At 71.0% G+C, this 14,541-nt stretch carries 17 protein-coding genes; 11 read left to right on the top strand and 6 right to left on the bottom strand.

The genetic code is table 11. The features are described 5' to 3' along the window. Positions 1-4: 4 nt before the first annotated feature. Positions 5-1,141 carry a lipid II:glycine glycyltransferase FemX gene (locus tag E1269_RS29045; RefSeq protein ID WP_131901254.1) on the bottom strand — a complete coding sequence of 379 codons (1,137 nt, stop codon included), beginning with the start codon at positions 1,139-1,141 and terminating at the stop codon, positions 5-7. A gap of 37 nt (positions 1,142-1,178) precedes the next feature. Next, the gene (locus E1269_RS29040; protein WP_131901226.1) at positions 1,179-1,763 is read right to left on the bottom strand and encodes a YceI family protein; all 585 of its coding nucleotides are present in this window, start codon (positions 1,761-1,763) and stop codon (positions 1,179-1,181) included. 88 nt (positions 1,764-1,851) lie between these two features. Here E1269_RS29040 and E1269_RS29035 point away from each other — a divergent pair, with 88 nt between their 5' ends. Further along, the gene (locus tag E1269_RS29035; RefSeq protein WP_131901224.1) at positions 1,852-2,361 is read left to right on the top strand and encodes a MarR family winged helix-turn-helix transcriptional regulator; all 510 of its coding nucleotides are present in this window, start codon (positions 1,852-1,854) and stop codon (positions 2,359-2,361) included. Positions 2,362-2,409: 48 nt separating this feature from the next. Here E1269_RS29035 and E1269_RS29030 read toward each other — a convergent pair whose 3' ends face one another. Continuing rightward, a complete protein-coding gene (locus E1269_RS29030; protein WP_131901222.1) occupies positions 2,410-3,198 on the bottom strand; it encodes a deoxyribonuclease IV in 789 nt (262 codons plus the stop codon). 170 nt (positions 3,199-3,368) lie between these two features. Here E1269_RS29030 and E1269_RS29025 point away from each other — a divergent pair, with 170 nt between their 5' ends. From E1269_RS29025 to E1269_RS28980, 10 genes are all read left to right on the top strand, one after another. Then, a complete protein-coding gene (locus E1269_RS29025; protein WP_131901220.1) occupies positions 3,369-3,794 on the top strand; it encodes a hypothetical protein in 426 nt (141 codons plus the stop codon). A 301-nt stretch (positions 3,795-4,095) separates the two neighbouring features. Continuing rightward, positions 4,096-4,386, top strand: a complete 291-nt coding sequence (gene rpsF, locus E1269_RS29020; RefSeq protein ID WP_131901218.1) for a 30S ribosomal protein S6 — start codon at positions 4,096-4,098, stop codon at positions 4,384-4,386. 15 nt (positions 4,387-4,401) lie between these two features. After that, positions 4,402-4,929, top strand: coding sequence for a single-stranded DNA-binding protein (locus E1269_RS29015; RefSeq protein ID WP_131901216.1), 528 nt, complete (start codon positions 4,402-4,404; stop codon positions 4,927-4,929). Positions 4,930-5,006: 77 nt separating this feature from the next. Next, a complete protein-coding gene (gene rpsR, locus E1269_RS29010) occupies positions 5,007-5,243 on the top strand; it encodes a 30S ribosomal protein S18 (RefSeq protein ID WP_026877935.1) in 237 nt (78 codons plus the stop codon). A 16-nt stretch (positions 5,244-5,259) separates the two neighbouring features. Next, entirely contained in the window at positions 5,260-5,706 is a 447-nt protein-coding gene (gene rplI, locus E1269_RS29005; protein WP_131901214.1) for a 50S ribosomal protein L9, read from the top strand. A gap of 192 nt (positions 5,707-5,898) precedes the next feature. Beyond that, positions 5,899-6,492 carry a TetR/AcrR family transcriptional regulator gene (locus tag E1269_RS29000; protein ID WP_131901213.1) on the top strand — a complete coding sequence of 198 codons (594 nt, stop codon included), beginning with the start codon at positions 5,899-5,901 and terminating at the stop codon, positions 6,490-6,492. Positions 6,493-6,514: 22 nt separating this feature from the next. Next, on the top strand, positions 6,515-7,783 hold the full coding sequence (locus tag E1269_RS28995; RefSeq protein WP_203434184.1) for a sensor histidine kinase: 1,269 nt from the start codon (positions 6,515-6,517) through the stop codon (positions 7,781-7,783). Beyond that, positions 7,780-8,424: a response regulator gene (locus E1269_RS28990; RefSeq protein ID WP_131901211.1), complete on the top strand. Its 645-nt coding sequence runs from the start codon at positions 7,780-7,782 to the stop codon at positions 8,422-8,424. The genes E1269_RS28995 and E1269_RS28990 overlap by 4 nt, the downstream gene beginning before the upstream one ends. A gap of 107 nt (positions 8,425-8,531) precedes the next feature. Next, complete coding sequence (locus tag E1269_RS28985; protein WP_131901209.1) at positions 8,532-9,635, top strand: hypothetical protein; 1,104 nt, start codon at positions 8,532-8,534, stop codon at positions 9,633-9,635. A 33-nt stretch (positions 9,636-9,668) separates the two neighbouring features. Continuing rightward, positions 9,669-9,974 carry a thiamine-binding protein gene (locus tag E1269_RS28980; protein WP_131901207.1) on the top strand — a complete coding sequence of 102 codons (306 nt, stop codon included), beginning with the start codon at positions 9,669-9,671 and terminating at the stop codon, positions 9,972-9,974. Positions 9,975-9,985: 11 nt separating this feature from the next. Here E1269_RS28980 and E1269_RS28975 read toward each other — a convergent pair whose 3' ends face one another. The 3 genes from E1269_RS28975 to E1269_RS28965 all read right to left on the bottom strand — a co-directional run bounded on the left by E1269_RS28975 (position 9,986) and on the right by E1269_RS28965 (position 14,120). Beyond that, the gene (locus tag E1269_RS28975; protein ID WP_131901250.1) at positions 9,986-10,837 is read right to left on the bottom strand and encodes a hypothetical protein; all 852 of its coding nucleotides are present in this window, start codon (positions 10,835-10,837) and stop codon (positions 9,986-9,988) included. Between the two features lie 2 nt (positions 10,838-10,839). Next, a complete protein-coding gene (locus tag E1269_RS28970) occupies positions 10,840-11,910 on the bottom strand; it encodes a DNA adenine methylase (RefSeq protein WP_420810686.1) in 1,071 nt (356 codons plus the stop codon). A 227-nt stretch (positions 11,911-12,137) separates the two neighbouring features. After that, a complete protein-coding gene (locus E1269_RS28965; protein ID WP_131901205.1) occupies positions 12,138-14,120 on the bottom strand; it encodes an ABC1 kinase family protein in 1,983 nt (660 codons plus the stop codon). Positions 14,121-14,541 lie beyond the last annotated feature (421 nt).

Genomic DNA, 14,541 nt, shown 5'->3' with positions numbered 1-14,541 from the left:
GTTTTCAGCCCCGGCGCTTCATGTAGAGGTCGAAGGCGGAGTACAGGACGCGCGAGATGGGCAGGTCCCACTCGCCGACGTACTCGACGGCATGGCCGCCGGTGCCCAGCTTGAACCGGATCAGCCCGGCATGCGGGTCGTCCTCGGCCAGGGTGTCGGTGATGCCGCGCAGGTCGTAGACGGCGCAGCCGTCGGCGATGGCGTCGCGGATCATCTGCCACTGGACGGCGTTGGAGCCGCGCACGTCCCGCTTGGCGGTCGACGACGCGCCGTAGGAGTACCAGGCGTGCGCGCCGACCCTCGTCATGGTGGTGGCGGCGACCAGGTCGCCATCGTGGTGGGCCAGGTAGAGCCGCAGCCGGTCCGGCGCCTCCGCCGTCATGGCCTCCCACATGCCCTGGAAGTAGGAGATGGGCCGAGGGGTGAAGCCGTCGCGCTGCGCGGTCTCGGCGTAGAGCTCGTGGAAGGCGGGGATGTCGTCCGCGCCGCCCTGGGTGACCGTGACGCCGGCCTTCTCGGCCTTCTTGATGTTGCGCCGCCACAGCTGGTTGAAGCCGCGCAGGACGTCGTCCTCGGACCGGTCCTCGAGCGGGAGCTGGAAGACGTGCCGCGGCTGACCCGCCGCGAACCCGTCGGCGATGGCCGGTGGGCGCCAGCCGGCGTCGGTCAGCTGCCGGGTCAGCGCGGCGCCGCCGGAGGTCGTCTCGTCGGCGGGGACGTCGTCGAGCCGCTTGACGTCAGGGTCGGCCAGAGCGGCCTTGAGGGTCGCGTTGTGCCAGCGCCGGGTGATCACCATCGGGCCCATGCGCAGCCCGAACGCACCCTGCGACTTGACGTGCTCGACCAGCGGCGTGAGCCAGCGCTGCAGGTCACCGGCCGCGGCGATGCCGGCCCAGTCGAGGCTGGGTCCCTCCGGGATGTAGGCGAAGTAGCGCCGTACACGCGGCGCCTGGCGGTAGAGCACCAGGCCGACACCGACCAGGGTGTCGCCGGCGAACCAGCCGACCGGCTGGGACCGCCAGTCCCGCTTGACCACGCCCCACGCCGGTGTCTGGAGGAACGAGACCGAGGACCGGTCCTGGATCGCCGCGAGGTGCTGCTCGGTGGAGATCTCACGGACGGCGAGGGCGGGGGCTTGCATCACGGGGGCGAGGCTACCCGTTCGCGTCCGGCGGGATTCACGGCCTGCGGTTGAACTCGGCGTCGATCTCGAGCGTGACCTTCTTGCCGATGAGGACGCCGCCGGTCTCGAGGACGCCGTGCCAGGTGAGACCCCACTGCTGACGGTTGATCTCGGTGCTCGCGCTCAGCCCGATCACCTGTGCGCCCCAGGGGTCGAAGCCGACGCCATCGAAGCTGGCCGCGAACCGCACCGGGTTGCTGCGGTCACGGATGGTGAGGTGGCCGTCGAGGGTGAACTCGTTACCGGTCACGTGCTGGATGCCGGTGGAGCGGAACGTCAGCTCTGGGTGGTTCTCGACGTCGAAGAAGTGGTCGGAACGCAGCAGGGCGTCGCGGTCGGACTGGCCGGTGGAAAGGCTCGCGGTCTTCACGACGACCTCGACGCTGGACGCCGTCGGGTCCTGACCCAGGTGCAGCGTGGCCGTCACGTCCTCGAACCGCCCCCGGACCGTGACCACCTTGAGCTGGGTGGCGACGAAGCCGACGTTGGCGTGCGCGGGATCGAGCGTGAAGGTACCGGGGGCCGGGATGGTGAGGCCGTTCCACGGGTGGACCTTCCGGACCGCTTTCGCCTCGGACATTTCGCGATGCCCTTTCGTTCGGTGGCGCACGAGCGAATTACTTTAGGATTCAATAATTACGTCGTCAACAATTGTTAGCATCAACAGTATGGCGACGCGGAGAATCATCGACGACGACCGGCTCACCGCCGTAGGACTTCTCGTCGAGGTGCATCGAGGGCTGACGAACAAGTTCGCCACCGGGCTGTCCAAGCACGGCCTGTCCGAGAACGAGCTCGAGATCCTCCTGCGGCTGGGGCGCACGCCAAACTGCCAGCTGCGCATGAGTGACCTCGCGGCCCAGACCAGCCTGACGACCAGCGGCGTGACCCGGGTCGTGGACCGCCTGGAGCGGGCCGGCCTGGTCGAGCGGCGCAGCTGCGAGAGCGACCGGCGCGGCACTTGGGCGGTGCTCACCGAGTCGGGCCTGGCGCGGGTGTCGGCGGCCGTGGCCGATCACATCGAGGACGTCGAGCGGTGGTACACCGGGCTGCTCACCGAGAAACAGCTGGCCGGGCTGATGGAGGCGCTGCGGATCGTCCGCGACACCGTGCGCCCCGAGGCCGTGGCCGGCGTGGCCGAGGCGGCGGTCGCAAAGACCGTGCGCACGGTGGGCTGACGACCGCACTGGTCGCTGCCGCTGGCTGCGAGCGTCCACGGACACCCCCTAGGCCGAGGCGAGCTGACTCATCAGGTAGGCGACGTCGTCGGCCTGCCCCTCGTGCGGGGTCTCGACGACGGCGTCGGTGCCGGCGGCCTTGACGACGGCGACGATGGCCGGGCCGCCGATGGTGCCGGTGTCGAGGTTGGCGTGCCGGTCGGCGCCAGAGTCGAACGGGTCGCGGCTGTCGTTGGCGTGCACGAGGTCGATGCGCCCGGTGATGGCCTTCGTCTTCTCGACCATGTCGGCCGGGTCGATGCCGGCGGCGAAGGCGTGACAGGTGTCGAGGCAGAAGCCCAGCCCGAACTCGCCGACCGCGTCCCACAGCATGGCCAGCCGGTCGAGCTTGCGGGCCATGGCGTAGTCGCCACCCGCTGTGTTCTCGATGAGCACCGGCACCTTGGCGTCCAGGCGCTCGGCGCACTTGCGCCAGTTGTCGGCGCCGACCCGGGAGTCGTCGCCCTTCAGGACGTGCCCGCCGTGCACGACGACGCCCTTCGCGCCCACCTGCTCCGCGACGTCGACGTGCTGCTGCAGGATCTTGCGGCTCGGGATGCGGATGCGGTTGTTCGTGGTGGCGACGTTGACCACGTACGGAGCGTGGACGTACACCGTCAAGCCGGCGGCCTCGGCGTCGGCACGCAGAGCCTCGGCGCCGCCCGGGTAGGTGAGCTTGGGCGCCTTCCAGTCCTGCGGGTCGCCGAGGAAGATCTGCACGGTGGTGGCGCCGTACGCCTTCGACTCGGTGATGGGGTCGCCCTGCTTGACATGGGCTCCGATGCGCTGCTCGACCATGACCTCAGACGCTACCGCGCCCCAACGACACCCGCCCGCACCCCGCCGCCCCCGTCCTGAAATTGATCACGTTCAGCACGAGATCTCGTGTCCCACCATGCTCGTAGGCCTGGTGATGCACGGGAACGCCTCGTGATGTAGTCGCCTCGGCCGTTCATTACAGTGCCGGGATGAGCGACGGGACGAGCTGGCGCGACGAACGGCGCGAGGCGCTGGCGGCCCAAGCCGCGGCGCTCGAGCGGCAGCGCGCCGCCGAGATCGCTCGAGCCCGCCGGCTCCTCACCGATTTCGCCACCGCCATGACCGAGCGCGGTCTGGCCCCGCACGCGCTGCGTGCCAGGAGCGCCGGCGGCGCAACCTACCGAACCGGACTGATTGGCTGGTACATCCGCCGCAACCACGCCCTCGCCGTCGGCATGGACGGCGAGTTCTACGTCCTCGATGTGCCGGCGCGGCTCGGCGGCCGACTGCGCGGGGTGACGGTCGAACCGTCGGACCCACCGCTGCAGGTGGGCCGCGGCGCACGTGACGGCGAGTCGATGCCGCTGGACGAGTTGCTCCGCCAGCGGCTCGACGCCGGCTCCGACTTCCCGTGACGCGCCGGCGCGACAGCCGCTCGGCCGGGTCAGGTGGAGGGCCTCGCGTGTAGTCATCACCAGGTTTTCCCGTGCACACCGTGCCTACACGCATGGTGCGACACGAGATTTCGTGCCGAACGTGATCATTCGGAACCGGGTCGAGGGCTGTGGACAACGGAATCGGTGTTTGGGCCGATCGCTGGTAACCTTTCTGACGGCCTGGTCACGTACGACCTACGTGCGTCCGACCGGGCCATCGACGTTAGCCCTCCTGCCACGGAGAGACCGTGGCCGCGAAGACCACAGGAGGTGATCCGGCATGCGTCGTTATGAGGTCATGGTGATCCTGGACCCCGAGTCCGAGGAGCGCACCGTCGCACCCAGCCTCGAGCAGTACCTGGGTGTCGTACGCGAAGCCGGTGGCTCGGTCGAGAAGGTCGACATCTGGGGCCGCCGCAAGCTCTCGTACGAGATCGGCAAGAAGAGCGAGGGCATCTACGCGGTGCTCGACGTCACGTGCGAGGCCGACACCGTGGCAGAGCTCGACCGCCAGCTCGGTCTGTCCGAGTCGGTGCTGCGTACCAAGGTCGTTCGGCCTGAAGCCCACTGAGAGGGACCTTTAGCCATGGCAGGCGAGACCGTCATCACGGTTGTCGGGAACTTGACCGACGACCCTGAGCTGCGCTTCACGCCCAGCGGTGCCGCGGTCGCGAACTTCCGCGTCGCGTCCACGCCGCGCACATTCAACCGGCAGACCAGCACGTGGGAGGACGGCGACCCGCTGTTCCTCTCGTGCTCGGTGTGGCGGCAGGCGGCCGAGAACGCCGCCGAGTCGCTGCAGCGAGGCATGCGCGTGGTCGTCACCGGCCGGCTCAAGCAGCGCTCGTACGAGACGCGCGAGGGTGAGAAGCGCACGGTCGTCGAGCTCGACGTCGACGAGATCGGCCCGAGCCTGCGCTACGCCACCGCGAAGGTGACCCGCACCCAGCGCTCCGGCGGTGGTGGCGGCAGCTTCGGTGGCGGTGCGCCGCAGGGCGGCGGCGGCAACGACCCGTGGGCCACCCCGTCCGGCGGCAACCCGCCGCAGGGCGGTGGCGGCAACGACCCGTGGGGCGCCCCGGCCGGTTCGCCGGCCGAAGAGCCCCCGTTCTGACCTGAACTCACGAACTACCCATCCCGGTCCGCCGCGGCCAGCGAGGCGACCGGGCTCCCCGAAGGAGGAGCACCGCGATGGCAAAGCCCCCGCTGCGCAAGCCGAAGAAGAAAGTTTGCGCATTCTGCAAGGACAAGGTCGACTACGTCGACTACAAGGACACGTCGCTGCTGCGGAAGTACATCTCCGACCGCGGCAAGATCCGTGCCCGTCGGGTGACCGGCAACTGCACCCGGCACCAGCGCGACGTCGCCACGGCCATCAAGAACGCCCGCGAGATGGCGCTGCTGCCCTACACCTCGACGGCTCGCTGAGGAAGGTGAGGGACGCATGAAGCTCATTCTCACTCAGGAGGTCCCGGGGCTCGGTGCCGCCGGCGACGTCGTCGAGGTCAAGGACGGCTACGGCCGCAACTACCTCATGCCGCGCGGGTTCGCGATCTCGTGGACCAAGGGCGGCCAGAAGCAGATCGACGACATCCGCCGTGCCCGTCAGACCCGGGAGTTCGCCGACCTGGACGCCGCGCGCGAGGTGAAGACGCGCCTGGAGTCCAAGCCGGTCACCATGGCAGCCAAGGCCGGCGACACCGGCCGCCTGTTCGGCGCCGTGACGGCGGCCGACATCGCCTCCGCGGTCACCGCGGCCGGCGGCCCGGCCATCGACAAGCGGCGCATCGAGGTGGGTGCGCCCATCAAGAGCGTCGGGTCGCACAGCGTCACCGTGCGGCTGCACCCCGAGGTCGCGGCGAACGTCCGGCTCGAGATCGTCCCGACCTGACGTCGCCTGCCCGAAGGGCTCGCCCCGGCACACCGCCGGCGGCGAGTCCTTCGTGTATGCCGGCCGGTCGCACGACCCCAGTCCACCCGCGTTCACCAGCGGCGCAGGGTTTGGGCGGCGCCGGAATGGGAACCAGGTGGATGACGCATACGTTTTCGGGATAGGCCACCTACGACGGAGTCGGCACTCCCCATGCAAGACAGAGACCTCGCGAGCACCCGGACCCGCATCCAGGACGTCGCACTCGAGCTGTTCGCCGAGCGCGGGTACGACAAGACGTCGCTGCGCGAGATCTCCGAGCGCCTCGGCATGACGAAGGCCTCGCTCTACTACTACTTCAAGAGCAAGGACGACATCGTCCAGAGCATCGTCGACGACCTCCTGGCCGCGGTCGACGATATCGTCGACTGGTCACGCACGCAGACCCCGACGCCGCTGGCCCGTCGCGAGCTGATCGAGCGATACAGCAAGGTCATCCGCAGTCAGGGCGCGCCGCTGTTGCGGTTCATCATGGAGAACCAGCCGGCCATGCGGGTGCACAAGGCCGGTGAGGCCATGCGCAGCCGGATGCAGGAGCTTTTCGACTTCATCACCGACCCCGCCGACCCGCTACCGGTCCAGCTCTGCAGCCGGATGGCCTTCTATACCCTGCACAGCAGCCCGGTCGTCATGGGCGACGTCGACGCCTCACCGGAGGACATCTTCGACGCCGCCTGCGACGTCGCGTTGTCGATGCTCCCCGATGAGTCCGGGCGGACGGAGCCGGCGGAGGGCACGCGCGGCTAGCCGGCCTGCGACAATCAGCCCCGTGGGACTGCTGCGCGGGATCCGGGCGCCCTGGGACGCCCGGGCCATGGTCCGCCGAGGATTGCACCTGCTGCTCGGCGGCGTGATCCTGATCCCGTACGTCCTGCTGATCGTGGGTTTCGTCCAGCTCTTCGCCGACCCGGAAGTCCCGAAGGTGCCGGTCGCCATCCTGGCCGCGGTCACACTCGTGATCGGAACCGTTCCCCCGTTCCTGCCGGCGTTGCGGGCGCTGGAGATCACCGCGTCGCGCAACCTGCTCGACGCCGACCTGCCCGACCCCGTCGCCGACCCGCCGTGGGAGAGCAGGCTGTTCGGTGCCGGCTGGTACGTGATGCACCTGCTCGCCGGCGGCGTCGCCCTGGCGGCCATCGTGTCCGCCTCGCCGATCGCGGTGATGCTGCTCATGCGCGGGTTCGGTGCCGGCGACGGCTGGGGCGACTCAGTCTCGCTGGCGCCGTTCGACGGGGTGTACGGCGGGTGGGCGGTCGCCGTCGGCCTCGTACTCGTCCTCGGTGTCCTGTACCTGATCGCCGGGCTGGGCGCGCTGCTGGCGAAGTTCGCGCCGCTGCTGCTCGGCCCGTCGCAGGCCGAGCTCTTGATCGCCCTGGAGACCCAGGCCGAGGAGTTCGCCGAGCGCAACCGGCTGGCGCGCGAGCTGCACGACTCCGTCGGCCACGCATTGACGGTGACGACTCTGCAGGCCGCGGCGGCGCGGCGGGTGCTTGACACCGACCCGGAGTTCGCCCGCCGGGCACTGCTCGCCGTCGAGGAGGCCGGTCGCGCCGCGATGACGGAGCTCGACCACGTGCTCGGCGTGCTGCGCGCCGGCGGCAACGCACCGAGCCCGGACGCGTCGCCGCAGCGCACCCTCGCCGACCTGCCCCAGCTGATCGACGACACCCGGGCCGCCGGGGTGCTGCTGGAGAGCGACGTCCAGGGCGACCTCGCGGCGCCCCCACCGGTGCTGTCGCGAGAGGCATTTCGCATCGTCCAGGAGGCGCTGACCAACGCTGTCCGGCATGCGGGTCCGGTGCCGGTCCGGCTGGTCGTCGAGGCTACGCCCGCCGGCTTGGACATCGACGTGTCCAACCCGCTCCCGGCGGCGACGGCGTCAGGTCGCCCACCGCGCCCGCCGCGGCCGAATGGCGGGCGCGGCCTGCGCGGCATGCGCGAGCGGGTGCGGCTGCTGCGTGGAGAGCTGTCGGCGGCCGCCGACGGCGACGTGTGGCGCGTCCGCGTCCACCTGCCGACCCGGGATGGTGACCGGTGACGACGACCGTGCTGCTGGTGGACGACGAGCCGCTGGTCCGCGCCGGCCTGCGGGCCATCATCGACGCCGAGCCCGACCTGGACGTCGTCGGTGAGGGATCCGACGGTGCCGAGGTCGGTCCGCTGGTGGCGCGGCTGCGGCCGGACGTCGTGCTGATGGACGTGCGCATGCCCGCGGTCGACGGCATTCAGGCGACCCGGCTGCTGACCAGGCACGACGACCCGCCGCGCATCCTCGTCGTCACCACGTTCGAGAACGACGACAACGTGTACGAGGCGCTGCGCGCCGGTGCCCAGGGGTTTCTGCTCAAGAGGGCCCGGCCGGAGGAGATCGTGCAGGCCGTCCGGCTGGTCGCCGGCGGCGACTCCCTGCTGTTCCCGGCCGCGATCCGCCAGCTGGCGGCGGCGCACGCGGGCCCGGACGGCGACGCGCTCACCCACGCCGGGTTGAGCGACCGCGAGGCCGAGGTGCTACGGCTGATGGCGGCCGGGCTGTCGAACGCCGAGATCGCCGGGCACCTCGTCGTCGGTGTCGAGACGGTGAAGACGCACGTCGGCAACGTGCTGACGAAGCTCGGTGTCCGCGACCGCACTCAGGCGGTCATCGCGGCCTACGAGTCTGGGTTCATCAGCCCGCGCTGACCGACCTGGCCCCGGTGGCGCCGCTCGGGGTCGGTTCCCCCGGCCGGGGGAGCGGCGTCACCGTCCGGCGGGAGGTCCGGACCCCGTGCGTCGGACATCGTCGAGGTATGAGCGAGACGATGACCAGACAGCAGGCACCGGCCCGGCGTGCTGGGGTGTGGCACCGGTGGCCGGTGTGGACTCCGTGGGCGGCGACGGTGTGGGCGGCCGGGTACGCGGCCGTGGCGCTGGGCTGGACGTTCACCGGGATGGGTTACCCGATGAACCGCGGCGGCGACGCGGACCTGATGGCGCTGCTCGGTGACGTGCCGGCCGATGTCGGCGCGCCGCTGTTCGCGGCGGTGGCGTTGGCGGCAGCCGCGGTGGGCGTTGCGACGGTGCGGACCGGCCCGGCCGTGTCGCCGGGCCGCCGGCGCCTCACCCTGGCCTTCGGGACGATCCTCTCCGCGACGCTGCTGCTGGCCGTGCCGGACACCCGGGCGCTGGCGCTGGTCGGTTACGTGCCGATGCTCGTCGTCACGGCGCCGTTCGACCCGGAGCTGCGCGATCAGCTGGGCGAGGCCCTCAGCCCGGGGTACCTTCACCAGGCCGCCGCGCTGGTCGGCGGCTTCCTGTGGGCCGCCGCGACACTGGCCTACGCCCGCCGGACCGCCGGAACGTGCCGGTGGTGCGGTCGCGGCGACCGACTCCGGACCTGGACCACGCCCCAGGCGGCGGCCAGGTGGGGCCGCCCGGCGGTGTACGTCGCCGCGGTCATCCCGGCGCTCTACGCCGTGACCCGGTGGATCTGGGTGGCCGGTGTTCCGCTGGGGATCGACGAGGACCTCCACGCCGAGGGGATGACCGACGGCTCGCTCTGGTCCGGCGCCTGGCTCGCGTCGTTCGCGCTGGTGGGGACCGTGCTGACACTGGGGCTGGTGCAGCGCTGGGGCGAGGTCATCCCCCGCTGGGTCCCGGTCCTGCGTGGCCGGCCGGTACCGGTGGGGCTCGCGGTGGGGCCGGCGGCGGTGGTGGCAGCGCTGGTCACGTCGGGCGGGCTGGGCCTGATCAAGGCGAGCCGCGCCGACGGAGCGTTCACCCTGGACGCCGACGGCTGGGCCGCGGTCGGACCGGCGATGCTGTGGCCGCTGTGGGGCGTGGCGCTGGCCGCCGGCACGCTGGCGTACTACCTGCGCCGGCGCGGGCAGTGCGCGGAATGCGGCCGCTCCTGATCACGGGGGAGCGGGCGCGCTTACGATGGCGGCATGCTTGTTGCCTTCTCCGTCGCCCCGTCCGGCACCGGCGAGTCCGTGTCGGAGGCGGTGGCCGACGCCGTCGCCGTCGTCCGCGAGTCCGGCCTCCCCAACGGCACCGATTCCATGTTCACCACCATCGAGGGTGAGTGGGACGAGTGCTTCGACGTGGTCCGGCGGGCCTGCGAGGTTGTCGGCCGGCACGGCAGCCGGGTCAGCCTGGTGCTCAAGGCCGACATCCGCCCGGGTCACACCGGCGAGATGACCGGCAAGGTAGAGCGACTGGAGGCCGCTCTCGCCCGCAAGACCACCGACTGACCGGCGTGGCGTCAGGGCGACGTCGGTGTCAGCCCGCGCAGCAGTGCGGCCTGACGCAGGTCGTGGCGGAACCGATCGAGGCTGGACAGCGTGTACATGCCGTCGATGGAGCCGTTCGCCCACAACGCGTGGATGCGCCGCAGGTCGGACTGGCGGCTCTTCCAGCCGATGCCGTCGATGACCGCCATGATGAACTGCCGCGGCATCCTGACCTCGGCCATCTCCTCGATCTCGCGCACGGCGTCGGTGAGTTTGGAGCCGGTGGAGTCGAACCCTTTGGCCGCGACCGCGATGTGCGCGTCGGCGGACTCCGGGATGACGAGGTCGCACGGCGCGGTGCGTCCGTTGCGGCCGACGAACTTGGTGCGGGTGCGGCACGGTAGCCCGAGGTCCATGGCGATGGCCTCGATCTCGTCCTCGATCTTGCGGCCGGAGCGGCCGGCGCGCTTGGCGGTGCCGCGAGTGCCCGCGCGGGCGATGAGGACGTCGCCGAAGTCGTAGGTGCGGTGCCGCTGGACGGTGACGAGCCGGACGAGGTCGAGGTCGGTGTCGAGACGCTCGATCAGCTCGACCGGACGCTGCCGGGCGAGGGTGATCCAGCCGGACGTGCCGAACCAGTCCTTCAGCGTGTTCTTGAGCTTCTCCTGCGACAGGCCGACGGACAGGCCGAGCACGTCGACCCACGCGGGATGCTCGGTGACCCACGCGGCGAGCGACGCCACCGATACGTCGTCGACGGCGGCCAGGCTCGCGGCGGCCGCCTTGATGTTGGCGGCTTCCGGCGACGCCGCGGTGGGGTCGACGTGCGCGGACAGCCGGCCGAGCGAGGTGAGGTACTCGTCGAACGCGGGGACGTCGGGCACGCTCACCGCCCGATGAAGATGTACTCGGAGGCGAAGCGCCGGCGCGCGGAGGTGTGCGTGCCGAACGAGTAGACGTGGTCGACGGTGCGGACCTCGACGTCGCGCTTCACCTCGGCCAGCAGGTCGCGGATGACCGCGGCGTCGGGCACCGCGTTGGATGAGTACGACAGCACGATGGTGGAGTCCTTGAACTTCTTGAACAGCCGGCGCAGCGCCTCGGTGACGGTGCGCTTGTAAGAGAACGGGGTGTACTTCTTGACCAGCTTCTTCGTCCGGGTGTTCTCCATGATCGTCTGGCCACGCCAGTAGACGGACAACCCTTCGAGGAAGTGGTAGCGCTTGATGTAGCAGTTGTCGTCGCGTGGCGGCGCGTACGGCGGGTCGAGGTAGACGAGGTCGATGCCCTCGGCCGGCAGGTCGAACACATCGCCGACCACGGCGCGGTGCGGCAGGCCGTTGTCGAAGACCATGTGGTTGTACGCGGCGGCGGTCTCGCCGAAGTGCTCGCGCAGCGGCAGTCGGAGGTCGCGGCGGCCGTCGTCGTAGCGGAGGTCGGTGACGGTGAAGACGCCGCGGGGCTGCTTGCGGGCGGCGGCGAGCACCAGGGCGGAGATGGCGAGGTCGCGCTTGACCGGCTCGAGCCGGTCGATGTGCGACCAGGCGGAGTCGAGGAACCGGCGGTCGTCCGGGGTGAAGTAGAGACCGTCGAACGTGCGCTGGATGAAGTCGCGGCCGTCGGCGGTCGGGCCACCGATCAGCTCGACGTCGGCGGGGGTCAGCAGGGTGCCGTGGTTGACGACGGTGGCGCGGGAGATGACGGCGGGGAAGGCCAGGAAGTCGTTGGTGGTGACCTGGTAGCCCATCGCCTTCATCAGGTAGGCCACGACGCCGCTGCCGGAGAACGCGTCGAGCGAGGTGCGGCCGCCGATCTCGGCGAACACGTCGGCCAAGTGGGGGACGATGCGGTACTTCGACCCCATGTACCGGAGCCGGGGGAAGTCGCCGGTGCGCGCGACGGCGACAGCGGGATCGTCCCGGGCGGACGGCTCCGGCAGCACGCTCACGCGGTTCATCCTCTCTCACCAGGGCGACGACACCTGGCCGGCTCGCCGAACACCGAGTGTGCCAGGTGGGTCCGACAACCACGCCGCAGGAAGAGAGTCAGTAGCCGGGTCCGCGCTGCGCCCGGCGGTTCGGCGGGAGTGTGTAGGCGGGCAGCATCCAGCCCCGTTCGGCGGCCAGCTGGGAAGCGACGTCGAACTCCTCGGCGCGGCCAGGGCCCCACGGCGGTGAGAGCGCGTCAGCCGCGGCGGAAGATCTGCGCCAGCACCCGCAGCGCCAGGATCGCGCTGATGACCAGCATGTTGTAGCCGATCAGCGCGTAGAGGCCGACCTCGTCGGTCAGTTGCGGGCCGCCGCCGGTGCCGATCAGCAGGACCGCCATGACGCCGGTGGTCGCGGCTAGGAACGTCAGCAGCACCTCGTGCAGCATGCTCCGCAGCACGGCGCGGTCGCGCTCGTCGGCGAGCAGTCGGATGTTGATGCCGAGCCGCCCGTGCTCGGCCGCGCTGGCGATCCGCTCGATCCGGCGCGGCAGCCGGCGCAGTATCGGCAGTAGCGCCGCGAGCTCCTCGGTGGCCGCCTGCTTGAGCCGGTCCGGACTGTACTGCTCCTCCACGTAGCCGCTGGCCAGCGCCCGCGCGTTGCCCATGAGGTCGAAGCGCGGGGTGAGCCGGGCCAGCGTCCCTTCCGCGGTGGCCAGGGCCCGGAACACCGCGGCGATCTCCGGCGGGATGGCCAGCCCGTGGTCGGCGACGACGCGGAACAGGTCGCCGAACATGCGGATGCCGGTGCTCACCCTGGGTCCGCTGGTGTGCCGTGCCATGAAGCGGCCGAGGTCGCGCTCGAGTGCCTGCTGGTCGATCTCGTCCGGGCGCGGGACCAGTTCGAGCAGGGCGTCGCTGACCGCCAGCGGGTCGCTGCGGTCCACGCCGACGAGCAGCCGCTGCAGCGCGTCGCGCAGGGCGCCGTCGAGCCTGCCGACCGAGCCGAAGTCGAGCAGCCCGAGCCGGCCGTCGTCGAGGACGAAGATGTTTCCGCCGTGCGGGTCGGCGTGGAAGATGCCGTCGAGGACGATCTGGCGCAGCAGGCAGTCCAGCAGCGCGGTGGCCAACTCGTCACGGTGCAGGCCGCGTTCCTCGATCACCTGGTCGGCCCGGTTCAGCGGGGTGCCGTCCAGCCGGTCCATCACCAGCACCTTCTCGGTGCACAGGGCCCGGTGCGGCTCTGGGAGGACGACGTCGGGCTGCCGGTTCGCCGACGCCGCGACGGCGGCGATGTTCTCCGCCTCGATGCGGTAGTCCAGCTCCTCCCGGATGGCGTCGGCTAGCCCGGCGGCCAGCGCCCTGACGCCCATGCGCCGTCCCCACCGGGTTCCGGTGTCCAGCCTGGCGGCCAGGCGTGCGGCGATGTCGAGGTCGCGCTCGACCACCGGACGGATGCCCGGGCGCTGCACCTTGACGACGACCTCGGCGCCGGTGTGCAGACGGGCCAGGTGCACCTGCCCGACCGACGCCGCGGCGAGCGGCTGCGGCGAGAACTCCGCGAACACGTCCTCGACCGGTGCGCCCAGCTCGCTGACCAGCACCGGCTCGATCTGCGACCACGGCACGGGTGCGGCGTCGTCCTGCAGCCGGGACAGCTCGGCGGCGACCTCGGCCGGCAGCACGTCGCGGCGGGTGGCGAGGATCTGGCCGAGCTTCACGAACGTGACGCCGCCGGCGTTGAGGGTGGTGGCCAGCGCGCGGCCGAGCTGGGAGCGGCCACTGGGCGCGTCGAGCGCGTCGTCCCGCGTGCCGCGCACGTACGAGCCCAGGCCGTGCCGCATCGCGATGCCGACGATCTGCCAGTACCGCCGGGTGCGCCGCATCCGGGCGAACAGGCCGCGACCCCACACCAGCGGTGGCGGCAGCGACCCCATCGGCACGAACGCCTCGATGACCACGAGGAAGGCCATCGACGCGAGGATCGTGCAGACGCCGCCCAGCAGCGCGAACCAGAACGCCACCGGCCCCTGGCTCTGGTCGAACTCGCCCGGCGCGATGGTGAACTGGCCCATCATCGCATACATGATCATCGGTCCCACCACCAGCGCGAACGCGCCGGTCAGCAGGAGCCGGAACAGTCCGAGCCGGACGCCCAGCAGCCGCTGGGCGAGCAGCCCGAAGATCAGCACCGTGATGACGGTGAAGGTCGCGACGAACGGGAATGCCAGCAGGTCCATGACGGGTCAGGTCCCCCTCGGGTGTGGCTCGCGGTCCGGCGCCAGTGTGACAGGCACCGTGACCGCGTGCCGCAGCCCTGGGGTCGGCCGACGCCGTGGGGTCCGCTTCCGGGTCGTCGGCAACCTCATGGGGGCTGTCGTTGCGGACCGTCGAGCGGCGGGTCCGGGCACTCATGGACGCCGCCGGCGCCGACACCCGGCTGCAGCTTGGGTTCCCGGCCGCCCGTCGCGGCTGGGCGCCCTGACCCCGTCGTGCTCACCAACCCACGGATCAGGCCGGGGAACCGCGAAATGATCACGTTCAGCACGAGATCTCGTGTCGAACCAGGATTACAAGCATGGTGCGACACGAGATCTCGTGCTGAACGTGATCATTTGAAGGTCCGCCGGGGGACGGGGGCAGCCGCGGATGGGGGAGGTG

The sequence above is a fragment of the Jiangella asiatica genome (genome assembly GCF_004349065.1).
Classification (GTDB): Bacteria; Actinomycetota; Actinomycetes; order Jiangellales; family Jiangellaceae; genus Jiangella; species Jiangella asiatica.
The sequence above is the reverse complement of the archived record's forward strand: the minus strand, read 5'-3'. Positions and strand labels throughout refer to the sequence as shown.

Excerpts from the sequence above, each read along its gene's own strand:
- E1269_RS29045 (WP_131901254.1), bottom strand. The coding sequence starts at position 1,141 with ATGCAAGCCCCCGCCCTCGCCGTCCGTGAGATCTCCACCGAGCAGCAC.
- E1269_RS29040 (WP_131901226.1), bottom strand. The coding sequence starts at position 1,763 with ATGTCCGAGGCGAAAGCGGTCCGGAAGGTCCACCCGTGGAACGGCCTC.
- E1269_RS29035 (WP_131901224.1), top strand. The coding sequence starts at position 1,852 with ATGGCGACGCGGAGAATCATCGACGACGACCGGCTCACCGCCGTAGGA.
- E1269_RS29030 (WP_131901222.1), bottom strand. The coding sequence starts at position 3,198 with ATGGTCGAGCAGCGCATCGGAGCCCATGTCAAGCAGGGCGACCCCATC.
- E1269_RS29025 (WP_131901220.1), top strand. The coding sequence starts at position 3,369 with ATGAGCGACGGGACGAGCTGGCGCGACGAACGGCGCGAGGCGCTGGCG.
- rpsF (WP_131901218.1), top strand. The coding sequence starts at position 4,096 with ATGCGTCGTTATGAGGTCATGGTGATCCTGGACCCCGAGTCCGAGGAG.
- E1269_RS29015 (WP_131901216.1), top strand. The coding sequence starts at position 4,402 with ATGGCAGGCGAGACCGTCATCACGGTTGTCGGGAACTTGACCGACGAC.
- rpsR (WP_026877935.1), top strand. The coding sequence starts at position 5,007 with ATGGCAAAGCCCCCGCTGCGCAAGCCGAAGAAGAAAGTTTGCGCATTC.
- rplI (WP_131901214.1), top strand. The coding sequence starts at position 5,260 with ATGAAGCTCATTCTCACTCAGGAGGTCCCGGGGCTCGGTGCCGCCGGC.
- E1269_RS29000 (WP_131901213.1), top strand. The coding sequence starts at position 5,899 with ATGCAAGACAGAGACCTCGCGAGCACCCGGACCCGCATCCAGGACGTC.
- E1269_RS28985 (WP_131901209.1), top strand. The coding sequence starts at position 8,532 with ATGAGCGAGACGATGACCAGACAGCAGGCACCGGCCCGGCGTGCTGGG.
- E1269_RS28980 (WP_131901207.1), top strand. The coding sequence starts at position 9,669 with ATGCTTGTTGCCTTCTCCGTCGCCCCGTCCGGCACCGGCGAGTCCGTG.
- E1269_RS28970 (WP_420810686.1), bottom strand. The coding sequence starts at position 11,910 with ATGAACCGCGTGAGCGTGCTGCCGGAGCCGTCCGCCCGGGACGATCCC.
- E1269_RS28965 (WP_131901205.1), bottom strand. The coding sequence starts at position 14,120 with ATGGACCTGCTGGCATTCCCGTTCGTCGCGACCTTCACCGTCATCACG.